The sequence below is a fragment of the Evansella vedderi genome, from assembly GCF_030813435.1.
GTDB classification, from domain to species: domain Bacteria; phylum Bacillota; class Bacilli; order Bacillales; family Salisediminibacteriaceae; genus Evansella; species Evansella vedderi.
In genome coordinates, this window is the sequence record NZ_JAUSUG010000007.1 from 1 (window position 1) to 15,384 (window position 15,384).

At 36.0% G+C, this 15,384-nt stretch carries 17 protein-coding genes; 11 read left to right on the forward strand and 6 right to left on the reverse strand.

Features of this window, described 5'->3' with window-relative positions; genetic code table 11:
- Positions 1-457: 457 nt before the first annotated feature.
- Positions 458-1,090: a class I SAM-dependent methyltransferase gene (locus J2S74_RS09870; RefSeq protein ID WP_307324893.1), complete on the forward strand. Its 633-nt coding sequence runs from the start codon at positions 458-460 to the stop codon at positions 1,088-1,090.
- 3 nt (positions 1,091-1,093) lie between these two features.
- Here J2S74_RS09870 and J2S74_RS09875 read toward each other — a convergent pair whose 3' ends face one another.
- Entirely contained in the window at positions 1,094-1,339 is a 246-nt protein-coding gene (locus J2S74_RS09875) for a DUF6154 family protein (protein WP_307324896.1), read from the reverse strand.
- 214 nt (positions 1,340-1,553) lie between these two features.
- Here J2S74_RS09875 and J2S74_RS09880 point away from each other — a divergent pair, with 214 nt between their 5' ends.
- From J2S74_RS09880 to J2S74_RS09890, 3 genes are all read left to right on the forward strand, one after another.
- A complete protein-coding gene (locus J2S74_RS09880) occupies positions 1,554-2,420 on the forward strand; it encodes a CAP domain-containing protein (protein ID WP_307324899.1) in 867 nt (288 codons plus the stop codon).
- Between the two features lie 225 nt (positions 2,421-2,645).
- Positions 2,646-5,642 carry a PD-(D/E)XK nuclease family protein gene (locus J2S74_RS09885; RefSeq protein ID WP_307324902.1) on the forward strand — a complete coding sequence of 999 codons (2,997 nt, stop codon included), beginning with the start codon at positions 2,646-2,648 and terminating at the stop codon, positions 5,640-5,642.
- Positions 5,635-8,838: a UvrD-helicase domain-containing protein gene (locus J2S74_RS09890; RefSeq protein WP_307324905.1), complete on the forward strand. Its 3,204-nt coding sequence runs from the start codon at positions 5,635-5,637 to the stop codon at positions 8,836-8,838. Before J2S74_RS09885 ends, J2S74_RS09890 begins: the two co-directional genes overlap by 8 nt.
- 234 nt (positions 8,839-9,072) lie before the next feature.
- Here the strand turns inward: J2S74_RS09890 and J2S74_RS09895 are convergent, their stop codons facing one another.
- On the reverse strand, positions 9,073-9,291 hold the full coding sequence (locus J2S74_RS09895) for a hypothetical protein (protein ID WP_307324908.1): 219 nt from the start codon (positions 9,289-9,291) through the stop codon (positions 9,073-9,075).
- 244 nt (positions 9,292-9,535) lie between these two features.
- On the opposite strand from J2S74_RS09895, the gene ykzP reads away from it, so the two are divergent.
- The 3 genes from ykzP to J2S74_RS09910 all read left to right on the forward strand — a co-directional run bounded on the left by ykzP (position 9,536) and on the right by J2S74_RS09910 (position 10,248).
- A complete protein-coding gene (gene ykzP / locus J2S74_RS09900; RefSeq protein WP_307324911.1) occupies positions 9,536-9,673 on the forward strand; it encodes a protein YkzP in 138 nt (45 codons plus the stop codon).
- A gap of 8 nt (positions 9,674-9,681) precedes the next feature.
- The gene (locus J2S74_RS09905; protein WP_307324912.1) at positions 9,682-9,876 is read left to right on the forward strand and encodes a hypothetical protein; all 195 of its coding nucleotides are present in this window, start codon (positions 9,682-9,684) and stop codon (positions 9,874-9,876) included.
- A gap of 120 nt (positions 9,877-9,996) precedes the next feature.
- Positions 9,997-10,248, forward strand: coding sequence for a hypothetical protein (locus J2S74_RS09910; RefSeq protein WP_307324915.1), 252 nt, complete (start codon positions 9,997-9,999; stop codon positions 10,246-10,248).
- A 17-nt stretch (positions 10,249-10,265) separates the two neighbouring features.
- On the opposite strand, the gene J2S74_RS09915 is transcribed toward J2S74_RS09910, so the two are convergent.
- Genes J2S74_RS09915 through cydS form a run of 3 tightly spaced genes read right to left on the reverse strand, consistent with a single transcriptional unit; the run spans position 10,266 to position 12,769 of the window.
- Positions 10,266-11,273 (reverse strand): cytochrome d ubiquinol oxidase subunit II, encoded by a 1,008-nt coding sequence (locus J2S74_RS09915; RefSeq protein ID WP_307324917.1) that lies wholly within the window; start codon positions 11,271-11,273, stop codon positions 10,266-10,268.
- 19 nt (positions 11,274-11,292) lie between these two features.
- Positions 11,293-12,627, reverse strand: a complete 1,335-nt coding sequence (locus J2S74_RS09920; RefSeq protein ID WP_307324919.1) for a cytochrome ubiquinol oxidase subunit I — start codon at positions 12,625-12,627, stop codon at positions 11,293-11,295.
- Position 12,628: 1 nt separating this feature from the next.
- The gene (cydS, locus tag J2S74_RS27415; RefSeq protein WP_370875997.1) at positions 12,629-12,769 is read right to left on the reverse strand and encodes a cytochrome bd oxidase small subunit CydS family protein; all 141 of its coding nucleotides are present in this window, start codon (positions 12,767-12,769) and stop codon (positions 12,629-12,631) included.
- A gap of 158 nt (positions 12,770-12,927) precedes the next feature.
- On the opposite strand from cydS, the gene J2S74_RS09925 reads away from it, so the two are divergent.
- The 4 genes from J2S74_RS09925 (at position 12,928) to J2S74_RS09940 (ending at position 14,682) form a co-directional block, all read left to right on the forward strand.
- Complete coding sequence (locus tag J2S74_RS09925) at positions 12,928-13,839, forward strand: CBASS cGAMP-activated phospholipase (protein WP_307324922.1); 912 nt, start codon at positions 12,928-12,930, stop codon at positions 13,837-13,839.
- Between the two features lie 83 nt (positions 13,840-13,922).
- A complete protein-coding gene (locus tag J2S74_RS09930) occupies positions 13,923-14,174 on the forward strand; it encodes a sigma-G-dependent sporulation-specific acid-soluble spore protein CsgA (RefSeq protein WP_307324925.1) in 252 nt (83 codons plus the stop codon).
- A gap of 18 nt (positions 14,175-14,192) precedes the next feature.
- A complete protein-coding gene (locus J2S74_RS09935) occupies positions 14,193-14,465 on the forward strand; it encodes a hypothetical protein (protein WP_307324927.1) in 273 nt (90 codons plus the stop codon).
- Positions 14,466-14,481: 16 nt separating this feature from the next.
- Positions 14,482-14,682 (forward strand): hypothetical protein, encoded by a 201-nt coding sequence (locus J2S74_RS09940; RefSeq protein WP_307324929.1) that lies wholly within the window; start codon positions 14,482-14,484, stop codon positions 14,680-14,682.
- Positions 14,683-14,763: 81 nt separating this feature from the next.
- On the opposite strand, the gene J2S74_RS09945 is transcribed toward J2S74_RS09940, so the two are convergent.
- A complete protein-coding gene (locus J2S74_RS09945; protein ID WP_307324932.1) occupies positions 14,764-15,315 on the reverse strand; it encodes an NAD(P)H-dependent oxidoreductase in 552 nt (183 codons plus the stop codon).
- Positions 15,316-15,384: the final 69 nt, after the last annotated feature.

Genomic DNA, 15,384 nt, shown 5'->3' on the forward strand with positions numbered 1-15,384 from the left:
TTCCCTTTTGGCCATAATTGATTCTCCTTCGACTTTGTATTGAGTCAAGTTTATATGACCTTAACGAATCTGTCCAATTTAGTGTAACCTATTCAGAGCGAGGTTTCATGAAATAGCTACGAGTTGTCTCGACGCAAGTATCTACAGAGCAAGACTAGTAGTAGAAGAGACAGGAAACTGTGCGGGCTGTCTCTTCCTCTGCTAGCTTAGCTTCGTAGTGTATCCAAGAGTCATCGTAAACGATGACGCTCCGAGACAAATCGTAGCATACTCAGCGAAGCAGCGCTCTTTGAAGTGTTGCCCGCGGAAAGCGTCCGCCTGTAGCGTATCCAAGCAAAAAAATATGCTTCAAAACAACATGATCTTGTGCGATGAGTAATCGCAGGAGCAATCTATGCTAAAAGTGCCTTAAAACTTTAGAGCAGAGTGAATAAATTAAGGTTTACATTGGTAAAAAGTGGGTAAAGTATGGATAGGCTTTGAAAACGGAAAGTATTATTATAATGAAGGAGATCAGAAAGAAACTATGAGTACAATGGTTTATTTAAAAAATTTAATCAAGGATAAAAACATAGCATCAATTACACCTACTTCTAAAAGTGCAGTTCGTCAATTATGTAAAACGATTAATTTTAACAAACCTTTAGTTATAGTGGAGTATGGGCCTGCTACCGGTGTGTTCACGGAATATTTTCTAAAGGAAATGACTGATGATTCAATGGTTATTGCAATCGAGCTTAATGATAACTTTGTTGATTATTTAAGGAAAAATATTAAGGATAAACGATTGAAGATTTATCATGATAGTGCAGAAAATATAGATCAAATTTTAGAAAAATTGGAAATTACCAACGTTGATTATATTGTGTCCGGAATTCCTTTTACATTAATGGATACAGATCTCCGCAAAAGGATTATTCAAAAAACAAACAGTGCACTAAGAAAAGGTGGAGAGTTTTTAGCTTACCAAACTTTTTTTCAAAAGGATGAACATTTAAAAGATTATTTAGTAAAGGAATTTAGGGAAGTAACGGACAAGATTGCATATAAAAATATTCCTCCTCTAAGAACGTACCGAGCAATTAGGTAGTATTTAATGAAAAAATGGATCTATTGGAAGGTCATTTCTTTTTTTCTCCTCCATTTTTAATCGGAATTTCTCATATAGATAAAGGGCTACCATTTCGTATTGCTCTTTCGCTGAAAGGTTACTAATAAATTTCTTTAGGTCGTTGGATGATACATCCTCTAAGATGCTTTCAATTATAATCATGGCATCATCTTCTTTACCAGTTAGATACTCACTGTACATTTCATATAAATCGTCAATAAATTTCATTATTTACCTCCAAATTATTTTCTGTAGGAATAGCTTCAGTAATTTTTATATGTTTCATGCTCCATAAAAATATATTTCTTTAGAAAGACTTTCAATTAAAGGAAGTCTTTTTTATTTAATTTTTTTTTAGAAGAAGTTCTCATTTGTTTCCATATATACTTTTACAACAAAAAGAAAAAAATAATATAGAAAAATGAATAAAGGAGGGTATGAAATGAATAAAAAAGTAATTTTCTTTGTACTAGCTGCTATGTTCCTCTTCATACTTGGTGCATGTGGAAATAATAATACGGATATGGATGAGGCTTATGGGGGATTTGGTAATGACGAACAAGGACAGATGTATTACGATGAGATAAGCCCATTCACTAATATTTCCAGTGAAAGTACGACGCTAAATAGTGAAGAGTTTCCACATACGAAAGCAGTACAAGTTCAAGAAGCGAAGTATGAGTTTAGAGTCGATGTTAATCAACAGCATGATAAGGCGAAATACGATGTGAATGTACAGCAAGGACAGCCAAAGGAAGGACCTACACAACAAACGGAACAAGCTCCTGCTAAACCTAAAGGAGGGGATCAGGAACAACAGCAGGAAGCAGCTCAACAACCGGCTCAAGAAGCTCAACCTGCTCCTGAAGCAGAGCAGGAAGCAACACCTGAACAACAAGAAGAACAACAAGCGGAACCAACTGGAGAAGGAATTAATGATTTTGAACAACAAGTAATTGCATTAACAAACGAGCAAAGAAGAAATAATGGGTTATCGGAGCTAGAAGGAGATGCAGAATTAAGTCAGGTTGCCCGAAAAAAATCTACAGACATGCAGGAAAATAATTATTTCTCCCATACAAGTCCTACCTATGGTTCTCCATTTGATATGATCCGTGACCACGGTATTTCATATAACGGAGCGGCAGAGAATATTGCCCAAGGACAACCAACACCGGAGCAAGTTGTAGATGCTTGGATGAACAGTGAAGGGCATCGAGCAAATATTCTTAATGGAGATTTTACCCATATTGGGGTAGGCTATGATGAAAATGGTCATCATTGGACACAAATGTTTATAACAAGATAATAAATAGCAGAGGGTGACCCAAAAGGTGTTTTTTAACCTTTTGAGTCATCCTCGAAGTATTTGTAAGACTTTTTCATTATAATCAAACCCCACCTAAAAAAGGGGAGGGGGTGGGCAGAAAATTGTCTATCCTATACATAGAATATACGATGAATTTGGCAGGAATTAGAAATTTATGTAGAGAATACTTTTAGAAAACAGTCTATTGAAAAGAGGAGGAATCTTGTGAAGACTACAGTAAATTATTTAAAGGATATATGTCATAAACACCCTACAGCTGAAAAAATTATCATTGTAGATTCTTATGCCATCGGGGAACAAATAATAAACGGATTAGTGAAGGAAGGAAATGAAGTCATAAATTTAAAAAGGAAAACAGTCCGCGAAATAGCGTTAGAGCATATTGAGCTCCATTCGGACAAGCACTTTGATTATTTAGAAAATGCTGTTGGGATTCAATTAATGTATTCTATCCTAAAGGATATTATGAAAAAGGCATCCTTTTCTTATTTTACGGATCTAGAAATTACCCCATCTTTTAGTCGTGCCATGTTTGAAACCATTCAAAAACTTCGACTGGCAGGTTTCACTTCAACAACAATGAAAAAAGATGCATTTATCACGTTAGAAAAGGGCGATGATATTCATCTTATTCTGAAAAAGTATGAAGAGACCCTTATAGCATACAGATTAATGGATAATGCTGACCTTTTTCAACATGCATTAGAAATATCCAACAATAGTAGCTCAACTATTTTTATTTTGCAATCTAATTTATCCCTATCTTATTTAGAGGAAACTTTTTTGAAAAGTCTTTTACCTGAAAAAAGTTATAAATTACCTCTTACAAAGTTATATGGTGTATCGACACCTAATTACTCTCCAATACGTTCCATATCTTGGGGAGATGAGAGTGTTTATAGTTATTTATATGATTTAGAGCGTGCATCTTGTAATGGTGAAATTTCTTTAATTACTGGAAAAACAGAAGAGATGGAAGTAAAGGGGATAATTCATCGTATCAGGGAACAAGGTAAAAGCTTAGATGAATGTACTATTTTTTATACATCAACTTTACCATATGTAACGATTATTTATCAGCTAACACAGAAACTAGATTTACCAGTGACCTTTGGGGAAGGAATTCCTGTTTCCTATACTAGTACAGGACGATTTATCTCCTCCCTTTTAAATTGGATGAAGGAACAATATAGTGTTAAAGGATTGATTGAATTTATAAATGACGGTTCTTTGAATTTAGGAGTGGGTGCTCCTTCAAAAACGGTGTTCATAAAAATTCTGCGGGATGCTCAAATCGGTTGGAATAAGGGGCGTTACTTATCACAATTAGACAAGCAGATATTACAATTGAACGATAAATTGACAGGAGATGTGGACAACAACAAAAAAGAGTATTTAGAGAAACACTACAATAACACTGTTTGGATGTACCAATGGTTTACAAAGGTTTTTAAAAAGCTTCCAAATACAGATGGAATAATTAATACGAAGGATTTAATAGATGCAGTTAGATTTATGGTAACTAACTATTGTAGAATGAGCTCCTTACAGGATGAGGCAGCTAAAACAGCAATTATGGAAGAAGTGGATAAGCTGAAGCCTTATTTAAATGAGGAATTGAATCCATATGAGTCGTTTGAAAAGATACAAGATATGCTTTTAACCATGTCAGTAAATCAATCGGGACCCAAGCCTGGACATTTACATGTTAGTAACTACAAAAAAGGGATCTACAATAATAGAAAAAATATGTATATTGTTGGTTTAGATAATCGGAAGTTTCCAGGGACCATTACAGAAGACCCATTGTTGCTTGATAAGGAAAGGAAAAATCTAGGGAATAAATTTCCTTTACTTCGTGAGAGTGGGCTAGAAAAGCAATATACAATGCTTCAGGTAATTGCAAATGCACAAGGTCCAATTACGGTAAGTTATTGCAACTTTGATATAAATAATAATCGAACGGTTAGCCCTGCACATTTGTTTTTACAGTGTTACCGTATGAAAACAGGAAATATTAATGGGGATTTTAAGGAACTTATCCAATCAAATTCACTTGAAAGATACGCAGATATAATGGATGAACATGATTATTGGAATTGTTACCTTTCAAGTGATGAAAAGCAAGTACTGGACGACGAACTTTTAGCTAATTACACAAATTTATTAGAGGGGATGAGAGGGGACGATAAAAGAAGTGAAGAAGAATTTTCCGTTTATGATGGTCTCATTCACTTAAATCCTGAGCATTTTGACCCAAGAAGTAATAAAGAAAAAACCATGTCTGCTGGAAAATTGGAGCTTCTTGCTCAATGTCCATATGCCTTTTTCCTTCAAGAGATATTACGTATTCGGCCAATTGAGGATTTGTCTTATGATGCAAATACATGGCTTGATGCTGCTACAAGGGGAAGTCTATTGCACAATATTTTTGAAACATTTTATAAGGAATTGAAGGAATTAAATGAAAAACCATCAACTGAACTCCATGAGGAAAAAATCCTTACAATAGCAAAAAACTTAATTTCTAAGCAAAAAGAAATAGTGCCAACACCAAATGAAAGAGTTTTTAATAAGGAAGTAATCGATATATTACAGTGCTGCAAAATCTTTTTGAAGGAAGAAGAGGATTATTGTAAAGATTATGACCCTGAGCATTTTGAATATACCTTTGGAATGGAAGGATTCCCCCCTGCTGAAATCACCCTTCCATCTGGTGAGAGCTTCCTTGTTTCAGGAAAAATTGACAGAGTAGATAGATCAATGGATGGTCATTATCATATTCTTGATTATAAAACGGGCAGTACGTATAACTACCATGATACGAAGCCCTTTAAAGGTGGACGTCAGCTCCAGCATTTTATATATGCATTGGCCATTGAGCAGCATTTGCAGCTAAGTGAAGGGTCTGTTTTAGAAAGTTCCTATTATTTTCCAACCGTAAAAGGACTAGGGGAAAGATATACAAGAAAGCAAGATGAAACAGTTAGAGCGAACGGCCTTGATATTTTAGAAAAACTAATCGATGTGATTAAACATGGTCATTTTACAATGACGGACGATGAGAATGATTGCAAGTTTTGTAATTTTAAGTCCGTATGCCGGAAGGAATCCTACGACAAAGGAATTTTTGATAAAAAACAAATGACAGAAGATGCCATAGGAGTGCGTAAATTTAAGGGGGTGAGGGCGTATGACTAAAATCATAGTTGATCAGAGAGCTAGGGATAAAATAAAAGAAAACTTAAACACCAATTTTCTTGTAGAAGCAGGTGCCGGTTCCGGAAAAACAACAAGCCTTGTGGATAGGATTGTTAACCTTATTTATACAGGTACATGTACTGTCGATCAAATTGTTGCTATTACTTTTACAAGGAAAGCTGCGGACGAGCTGAAGGTTCGTTTCCAATCAGTGTTAGAACGAGTTTGGAAGGAAGAATCGAATGAAAAGGTTAGGGGGCGCCTATCCCATGCATTACAAAATATAGATCAATGCTTTCTTGGAACGGTACATTCCTTTTGTGCGAAGCTTCTTCGTGAGCGGCCCATTGAAGCAAAATTAGATTTAACCTTTGCCGAGCTTGAAGAAGCAGACGATCTTGAGGTAATAGAAGAAGCATGGCAGATTTTCTTAAAGAAAACCCAGGAGGAAGAAGAGTCCATTTTAAAAAAATTAGATGATATAGGGATATCCGTAGAAGAGCTTTATGGATGCTTTAAAGAAATGAAGGAATATCCAGATGTGGAGTGGGTGACAAAGAAAGTTCCGAAGCCAGAGTTAGAAGCCTCCTATAGAAGCTTAGTAGGTATCATTCGAGATGCCAAGAGATCATTGCCAGCAAAAGAGCCAGAAAAAGGATATGATGCATTGCAAAAATCCCTTGTAATTGCATTGCAAAAATTAAAACATGTGGACACGGTAAAAGAAAAACATATGATCGAACTATTTGAGTTGTTTAATAAAAATCTTAAACCGACGTATGTCCGATGGGACTCAAAGGAAGATGCGGTATTTTATCATGAAAAAATTCAAGCCTTGATGGATAACTCGATCAAGCTGTTGATTAAAGAATGGAAGGAATACTGTCATCCGATTATCATTCATTTTTTACAAAAGGCATTGAGCCAGTATGAACAAATTAAAAAGGAACGCTCTCTCTTAAACTTCCAGGATTTATTGATAAACACAGCAAACTTGTTAAAAAATTTTCCAGAGGTAAGGGGCTATTTTCAAGAAAAGTACCGTTGTCTATTAGTTGATGAGTTTCAAGATACGGATCCAATCCAGGCGAAAATTATGTTTTATTTATCAAGTGAAAACCATAAAGAAAAAGTCTGGACAAAGTGTAAACCGCGACCTGGATCTTTGTTCGTTGTTGGTGATCCCAAGCAGGCGATCTATCGGTTTCGAAGGGCAGATATTGACACGTATAACCGAGTTAAACAATTACTAGAAGAACACGGAGGAGAAGTATTACAACTTACAATGAACTTCCGTACAATTAGTGCTGTGACGGAGGAATTAAACAATGTTTTTGTTGAGCAGCTTCCAGAGGAAGAAACTGTCTATCAAGCTGCCTACCGTCCCCTTAATTCCTACCATGAAAGCTCAGAGGATAAGATAGTAGGGATAAAAACATTACCTATTCCTGCGGCTTTCACAAAGAAAGGGGAGGTTATGAAAGAAGATGCAAGTAATATTGCAAAATATATTTATTATCTATTAAAAAATGGTTATCGAGCTAATGATTTTATGGTGTTAACTAGATATAATGATGGAATAACGACGTATGCCCAAACTATTGAAGACCTTGGGATTCCTGTAAGTGTTAGTGGAGAAGTAATTATCGGAGATATAAAAGAATTCAAGGAATTGGTTACTCTTCTAGCGGTCTTCGTGGACCCTACAGATGAGGTAGCACTTGTAGCTGCCCTAAGGGGAGTATTTATTGGTCTTAGTGATGATGACCTATACCAATGGAAAGTTGCAGGTGGAAGGTTTAGCTTGTATTACGATAGCTCCCTAGAATTAAACGAATCAGTCAAGGGAAAGTTCCAGGCGGCATTTGATAAGCTACAGCTATATCAAAGATGGATAAGAGGAAATTCCCCTACTATTGCCATAGAAAAAATCATGGAGGACGTAGGTTTTTATCCCTTACTATTAGCTAGGGAACAGGGAAAAAGGGCATATAAAAGTTTACTTCAAATCCTTTCGGCATTGAGAAAAGAAGAAGAGAATAATCATACAAGCTATAAGAGTGTATACGAACAGTTTAAAGAAATGGTGTATGAAAAAACAGTGGTTGTAAATTTAGAAGACGATGTAGATGCTGTACGTGTGATGAATATCCATAAGGCAAAGGGATTAGAGGCTCCAATAGTGTTTTTGGCCCATCCAATTAAAAAGGTAAAACCCGAAGAATTTATCTCGAAGCATATAAAGCGGGAGGATGACGGATCCAGGGGTTACTTTTTATTTCGTATAAAAAAGGGGAATGTTAAGAGGGAGCTTGCTATTCCTCCAGAATGGGATACGATGCAAAAAGAGGAGCTCCGGTATTTAACAGAAGAGGAAATTCGAATTATCTACGTTGCAGCAACAAGAGCAGAAAAGGCAATGATTATTAGCTCTAGTATGAAAACGAATAATAAAAACCCATGGGTAAGCTTGCTGAATATAGAGGGGCTTGAAGAATTACAAATGCCTGAAATGGATTTTCAAGCATTTGAACAGGAAGTACAATCTATTACCTTATCTGATTATAAGAGTAAAACAAGCAATTTATATCAGTGGATTGAGGAGAGCAAGGTAAAAACCTTTGATACATGGAGCCCAACAGAGGACAAGGATTATAGTAAGGTCTTAACAATTGATAGGGAAAGTGGTGGTGGGAAGGACTGGGGAAGTCTTATTCATGATCTCCTTGAACGGGTGGTTCAAGGCTATGATACAACCCATTACGTTAAACACTTATTAGAGAAATATAACCAACCTTTGGAGAGGGAAAAGGAAGTGGGAGAATATATCCATGCCTTCAAAAATTCTTCCATATGGATGGAACTCCAAGGTGCAGAAGAGATCCTTACAGAAGTACCATTTACCCTTAAAGTGGAGAATGAGAATTCATTGTACCCCCTCGTGAATAATAATGATGGGGACTATCACCCCATATTAGTGAAGGGGATTATTGATTTAACGTATAAAATTAATGGGCATTGGAAGATCGTTGATTATAAAACAGATCGAGTAAAATCAACGGAAGACATAAAGCTGCTATCGGAATTTTATAAGGGGCAGGTACAATTTTATAAGTTAGTCTGGGAAAGGTTGACCAATGAGTCTGTAACTTCCACAGAACTATTCTTTTTTGAACCAAGAAAAAATAAACAATAAAAAAGGAAGATAGAGGCTGGGACATAATTAAAGTGTTTAAATGAAAATAACAATGCAATACCATAGCGTAGGAAATATACGTAGACTCCTGCGGGAGCAAAGCCAAAGGTGAGACCCCACAGTGCGTATGCACGAGGAGGCTCACCAGCCGCCCGCGGAAAGCGAAGTATATTTCCGAAGCGATTTATATGCTCCGTTCGGATTTCTCATTGATAAAACACTTTTGTCCCAGCCTCATCTTCCTTTTATTGAATTCCATGATTTACCGTCCACAGTGTGTCTTACAATTTCCTCTTCAAAGGAGGATAACGTCCCGTTTTGTTGAACAAATTCCTCATTTTGTCCAGGATATTGTTCAAGACCGTTATTAATGACATCATTAATAATGGCTGAATTATTCGTTTCCATTTGAATGTTTCGTATCTGATCGTATTGCGATTTTTTTCTTCTCAATTTCCTACCTCCAGTTTTGGCCTGTTTCTTATTACTATGTTTCCAATGAATAGCCTTTTTATGAAAGTTATTTAAGAAATTTTATTGCTTTTTTTAAAAAGCTTGGAGAAGCGGAAAGCGTTCGCCTGTAGCGTATCCAAGCTATGCTAAAAAACAACCTATGAAAATAGCCAGACATTTATTACCTTGATTATAATTTTCAACTTCCCATAAAATAAATACGAAAGAAAAAGGAGGTTTTAAAATGCGTAAAAGAAAGGGACAAAAAAACGCTGCAATTACAAATAATCAAACACCTACGGAAAGTTTACCGGACGTGGAAGAGGAATATACTAGAAGCAATCATAATCGTCCGAAAACTGGACCAGGTTCAAAGGGGTGACGAGTATAATGGAAAAAGATAAAGCAAAAGATGATAAGGAATACATTGAAATTGAAAAGAAAGATATAAAGGAAGTTGAACATAAAACATTACACCCAGGAGAAGCGGAATTTAGTCTTCAAAATGCTTCCTTTGATCCTGGGGAAAACGAATATCTTAATGAAAATGGTGCTGCAAGGAAAAATTATTGCGGCGGACTATAGAAGTATGCCGCTCTTTCTATATACACATGACCAGCTTTAGGTTATGTGTTTTTTCTATTATTTGCATAGCAGTAATGCTCTGGAGGAATATTGAAAATAAAAATGAAAAGGGGTATTGGAATGGATCAAATGTCTTATTTTGAAAAACTGGAGAATCTTTATGTTTTAAAGGAAACCCGACAAATGCTGTTAAAAAAACTTCAAGAAACAAATCCAAACACTGTTCTGCATCATGTAATAAGTGACGATTTAAATAAGATTGAACAGGAAATGACTTTATATACGGATGGACAGACAGTAGAAGTCCTAGATAAAGCAATGACGAGTTCCTTAATGAACCCTGCTATCTACTATGAATTAGATGAAGACTAACCCCACAATATGGCGAATTAATTTCCTTTCACATACTCAGCATCAAAAATAAATAACCGAAGTAATAAGAAAAGGGATGGGACTAATAAAAATAAGCCAGCTATAAAGGCCATTATTAATGTTATGCCCATCTCTGGACTCGTAATATTTTCATAAATGGTTAAATAAGGATATAGAATAAACGGTAAATGGGTATATCCATATCCGAAGAAAGCAAAGAAAAATTGTAAACAAACAAGGCTGAAAGCAATACCAATCTGCTGTTTTTTATAAATTAGCCATAGGGCAGCCAAAAAAGAAAGTAATGATAATACAAAAATCCAGCTTTCTTCTACCATCGCCTGAAAGTGCTCTGGGTTGTGGGTGCTTAATGTTAAAAACACTAAGAAACTCATTAAAATTGTAGGGCCACCCCAAATAAGGGTAAACTTTCGCATGAGCTCAAAGGCTTCTTTATCATGGGCAGAATTTGCATAGTACGTCAAAAATGATGCGCTAATAAAAAGTACACTTACAATGGCTAAGAGAACCACAATCCACGAGTAGGGATTAACAAATAAGTGCCCTAAAAGCAACCGTACTCCGGATTCGTCGGCTATGATAAACCCGCCCTCAGATATGGTAAGAACAGTGGAAAAAGCCGCAGGGATAAGTAAACCAGTGGCACCATATAAAAATAGATACACATTGCTTTCCCTTGCACCATAGTTTGCGAAGGCGTAAAAGGATCCTCGGATAGACAATAAAACTAAGGCAACACTTCCGGGTACAAGAAGTGCCGTGCCGTAATAATAAGCCGTGTTTGGAAAGAATCCAATAAGTCCAATCATAAAAAATACGAGAAAAACATTTGTTACCTCCCAAACAGGAGATAAATAACGATCTATTACTTTACGAATCGTATGTTTCTTATTGGTTATCTTTGCATAAAAGGAATAGAAACCTGCTCCAAAATCAATGGAACCAATAATCAGGTAGCCGTATAAAAATACCCATAGGACAGTAATCCCAATATATTCAATCATGAAAGTACCTCATTTCTTATCATAAAATAATATGATGCTTATCTATCTCACTTTCAACACTTTTCTTTGTAAATAATCGGATAAGTATTACGGGCAAAAGAATGCCCAGTGCAAGATACAATAAGGAGAATAAAATTAGCATTTCAAAAACATGCCCGGAAGTGGTTGCGGTCTCTGCAACCTTTAGATAACCCCTTAAAATCCAAGGCTGTCGTCCGACCTCTGTAAGGATCCATCCAAATTCAATGGATAAAATAGCCATTGGTCCTCCCAGTAATATGGCCCGTAACAGCCACGGGTTCAAAGAATTGAAACGGTTAAAATAATAAAACACCAAGTAAATAAACGATACTGCAGCCAAGAACATACCAATCATAATCATCAAATTAAAGAAGTAATGTATGTATAACGGTGGCCACAAATCCTGTGGAAAATCATTTAAGCCTATGACCTCCGCTGAAGGTCGGTTAAATGCAAGGATACTTAAGGCATACGGAATCTCAATCCCGAATTTTACTTCTTGTTCATCCTCGTTTAGTATCCCACCTAGGAGGAGTTTTGCTCTGTCTGTCGTTTCAAAATGCCATTCCGCAGCGGCTAATTTTTCCGGTTGATAATACGCTAAAAATTTACCGCTAATGTCTCCGTTTACAATGGTTGCAACGGAAAATACGAAACAGCCTATCATGGCAAGATGAAGAGCTTTTTTATAGTAAATGTGAGTTTTTCCCCGTAAAAGGTGGAATGCTGCAATGGCTGCAAGGATGAATGCACCCGTCAAGTAGGCTGTAGTTAAAACATGGGATACCTTAGATGGCATTGCTGGGTTAAACATAGCAACAAAAGGCTGTACGTTAGTAAAAGCTCCATTTTCCAGATCAAACCCACGTGGTGTGTTCATAAAGGCATTAACTGTTGTAATAAAAAAGGCAGATGCGGAAGACCCGATTACAATGGGAATGGACAGCATCCAGTGGAAAATTGGATTTTTGAAACGATCCCAAGTATATAAATAGATCCCTAGGAAAATAGCCTCAAAAAAGAAAGCGAAGGTCTCCATAAATAAAGGAAGGCTGATAACATGCCCAGCCGACTGCATAAAGCTTGGCCATAGTAAGGATAGCTGGAAACCTATAATTGTTCCAGTAACAACCCCAACAGCTACTAAAATGGTGTACCCCCTCGTCCACCTCTTTGCAAGGAGTATATAATGATGATCTTTCTTTTTTATCCCGATCAGTTCTGCAATAGATATAAAAATAGGTATACCGACCCCGATCGTTGCCATTATGATATGAAAGCCTAACGTTATAAACGTCAGCCAGCGACTTAGAAGTACCGGATCTTCCAACATGTTATGTATCTCCTTTAACATTAGTGTTCTTAGAACTGTTGCTGTATGGTTCCTTCGATTTAAAAACCCAAATAAAAAAAACTGCTAATGAAATAAACACTACCAGTATAGGTAAGATCAGTATAATAAAATCGTTAATCATTATAAAAAAGCTCCCATTCCATTTTTTTCTTAGTATTGTCGCAAAAGGAAATAATATGTAGCACAAAGATGTGACAAAGTTGTGAACAAGTTTATTTCATATATGTTTCATTGAAAGGGAACTATAAGTTTTATAAAAGTCATATAGGTGAAAAACTCATGAAGATGCTTTGTATAGATGGTGGAGGAATTAGGGGAGTCTTTCCAATAAAAATATTGGCAGCCATAGAAAGGGAATTAGGAGACCCTTTAGTTGACTTCTTTGATGTTATAGCAGGTACAAGTACTGGGGCTGTCATTGCTGCCTCTGTAACACTTAAAAGGGATATGAATGAGCTGTTAAATAAATATAAGAAATACGGGGAAATGATTTTTAAACGGCAGGCAAAGCTAGGGATCTTTAAGAGTGTTTATAGTGATAAATATTTACGCCATTTTCTAAAAGAAAGTTTTGGACAGCTGACCCTAAATGAAATTCGTAAACCTTTAATCCTTCCCTCGGTAGATGTAACTCACGGAAAGCCGTATGTTTTTAGGAGTAATTACGGAAATTACGATAGAAAAGATTTGACTATTCCATTGTGGGATGCGGTCTTGTCGTCTTGTTCAGCTCCCCTGTATTTTCCCCCAAACAATATTAAGAATCGTTATCTTTCTGTTGATGGGGGCCTTTGGGCGAATAATCCGTCCCTAGTTTGTGTAACAGAAGGACTTCGATTTTTTAAAAAACCTATAGAAGATATAAGAATTTTCTCTTTAGGAACCGGTGAGCAAAACATTGATTTTTCTATCGAAAAGGATATGGCGTGGGGGATGACAAAATGGTTGCCTATTCAATTTACCTCTATGAAGGTAACACCTAAATTATTGGATTTAGCTCTTAACCTTTCATCTGAAACAGTAACATATCAATGTAAAACTCTATTGGGAGAAAATTACCTCCGTATTAATAAAGAATTAGGGGGAGAGGTCCCCTTTGACGATGTAAGCTCTATTAATCAATTACTGGAACTTGCGGATCAAGCATACAAAGAAGAACGAGATAAAATTATTTCTTTTATTAAAAAGTGAGCGCTTCATTTTATATGTATTTAATTACGTTAGAATCAGCATCCTATTTATGTAAATTTAATTTTAAAGAAGGTGAGTAAGTCATGGAAATGACACTTGGTTATTTAAGGGAGTCCCTTTCCAATTATCTAGAGGAAAATGAGGTTTGTGAAAGGCTTTATCAGAGACTAGAAAAGAATAATTACAAAAATGAAGGTGAATTTGTAAGAGACTTAACATTGCAAGAAATTGAAGTATTAAATTCCATTATGAAAAAAGAAATTGATTATGCTAAACAGGAGCAAGATGACAAACGGGCAAGGGAACTGAATGAAGTTTACGAATTGTTGTTTTAACAAAAGGAGATAGAACTAATGGATTCAACAGAAGAACAACGCCATCAATTTAAAATGGTCGAAGATAATGGGGAAATAATTGTAGAAGGAGAAATTATCGGAAGGTCAGTGATTCCTTATTACGATGATTTAAAATGTAAAGCAATTATTGCCCTTTTAAATTCCATTGATCAGGATAATTTTGTTAAAGCAGAAAAATGGGAGTTGTTTGAGGAATATTTTAAGGAAATAGAAGAAACGTTAACGGAAATAAAAAAGTTTAACAAGTTTCAGGGAAATGTTATTCAATGAAATCGGGGGTGCAATCATGGATAAGAAAAATGTAAAAGAAGATGTTAATGCTGCAGTAGGTGGAATGGGGATTTTTGGGACTACTGGAAATGTAGAAATTGAAGGCTATGAGATGTCTGGAGATATTGAGAACGCAGGTCAATTAGATAAAGGGTTTAAGAAGGATAGTGGTACTGTGGGGGCAAAAGCTACTCTTGAGGAGAACGGTGAAAGTTAAAAAGTTCCAATTCATTTCTCATCAGTTTAGGGTGACTTAAAAGGACCTTATATCCTACCTTTCAAGTCGCCCTTTATTTTATTACCCCTGAATTTCAGGCTTTATAATGAAATGAAACGAAGCCCTTAAATACTCTAAATAACGCCTAGCGTGCACCTCGAGTTTTTCATTTGTGTCCACTAATTCGCTGAAGGTATTGAAGATAGGTAATGTTTTCGTGCGAATAATATTACTGGTGGAGTAAAAGGGTGTCATCAGCTGTTCTATTGTGTGTCGGTGCTGTCCATCGAATCGATAATCATCAGGATAAGCACTCGAACTAATGGCCAAGCCCAATTCCTTTCCTTCCAGTTTATATGTACCACTAAAAGCCCAGCCCTTTTGCAATACAACATCAAACCATTTTTTCATCAAAGAAGGATAGCTGTACCAATAGTTAGGAAACTGAAAAATTATTCGGTCATGATTCTCCATTAATGCCTGTTCGTTTTTCACGTCAATTTGTTCATCAGGATACTCTGAATAAAGCTCGTGAATGGTAATGTCTGATTGATTGGAAATTGCTTTTTTTAACGCTGCATTTAATCTGGACTCGTCCATACTTGGGTGTGTAATAATAACAAGTATTTTCAATTTAAATCACCTCTTAATAAGTATTGAAAATCATATAGAGTATAATTTTCCCCCTCTGCATTACATTAA

What these genes read in the sequence shown, in the direction of transcription:
- J2S74_RS09875 (WP_307324896.1), bottom strand. Translation starts at nt 1,339, where the DNA reads ATGAAATTTATTGACGATTTATATGAAATGTACAGTGAGTATCTAACT.
- J2S74_RS09880 (WP_307324899.1), top strand. Translation starts at nt 1,554, where the DNA reads ATGAATAAAAAAGTAATTTTCTTTGTACTAGCTGCTATGTTCCTCTTC.
- J2S74_RS09890 (WP_307324905.1), top strand. Translation starts at nt 5,635, where the DNA reads ATGACTAAAATCATAGTTGATCAGAGAGCTAGGGATAAAATAAAAGAA.
- ykzP (WP_307324911.1), top strand. Translation starts at nt 9,536, where the DNA reads ATGCGTAAAAGAAAGGGACAAAAAAACGCTGCAATTACAAATAATCAA.
- J2S74_RS09905 (WP_307324912.1), top strand. Translation starts at nt 9,682, where the DNA reads ATGGAAAAAGATAAAGCAAAAGATGATAAGGAATACATTGAAATTGAA.
- J2S74_RS09910 (WP_307324915.1), top strand. Translation starts at nt 9,997, where the DNA reads ATGGATCAAATGTCTTATTTTGAAAAACTGGAGAATCTTTATGTTTTA.
- J2S74_RS09915 (WP_307324917.1), bottom strand. Translation starts at nt 11,273, where the DNA reads ATGATTGAATATATTGGGATTACTGTCCTATGGGTATTTTTATACGGC.
- J2S74_RS09920 (WP_307324919.1), bottom strand. Translation starts at nt 12,627, where the DNA reads ATGTTGGAAGATCCGGTACTTCTAAGTCGCTGGCTGACGTTTATAACG.
- cydS (WP_370875997.1), bottom strand. Translation starts at nt 12,769, where the DNA reads ATGATTAACGATTTTATTATACTGATCTTACCTATACTGGTAGTGTTT.
- J2S74_RS09925 (WP_307324922.1), top strand. Translation starts at nt 12,928, where the DNA reads ATGAAGATGCTTTGTATAGATGGTGGAGGAATTAGGGGAGTCTTTCCA.
- J2S74_RS09930 (WP_307324925.1), top strand. Translation starts at nt 13,923, where the DNA reads ATGGAAATGACACTTGGTTATTTAAGGGAGTCCCTTTCCAATTATCTA.
- J2S74_RS09935 (WP_307324927.1), top strand. Translation starts at nt 14,193, where the DNA reads ATGGATTCAACAGAAGAACAACGCCATCAATTTAAAATGGTCGAAGAT.
- J2S74_RS09940 (WP_307324929.1), top strand. Translation starts at nt 14,482, where the DNA reads ATGGATAAGAAAAATGTAAAAGAAGATGTTAATGCTGCAGTAGGTGGA.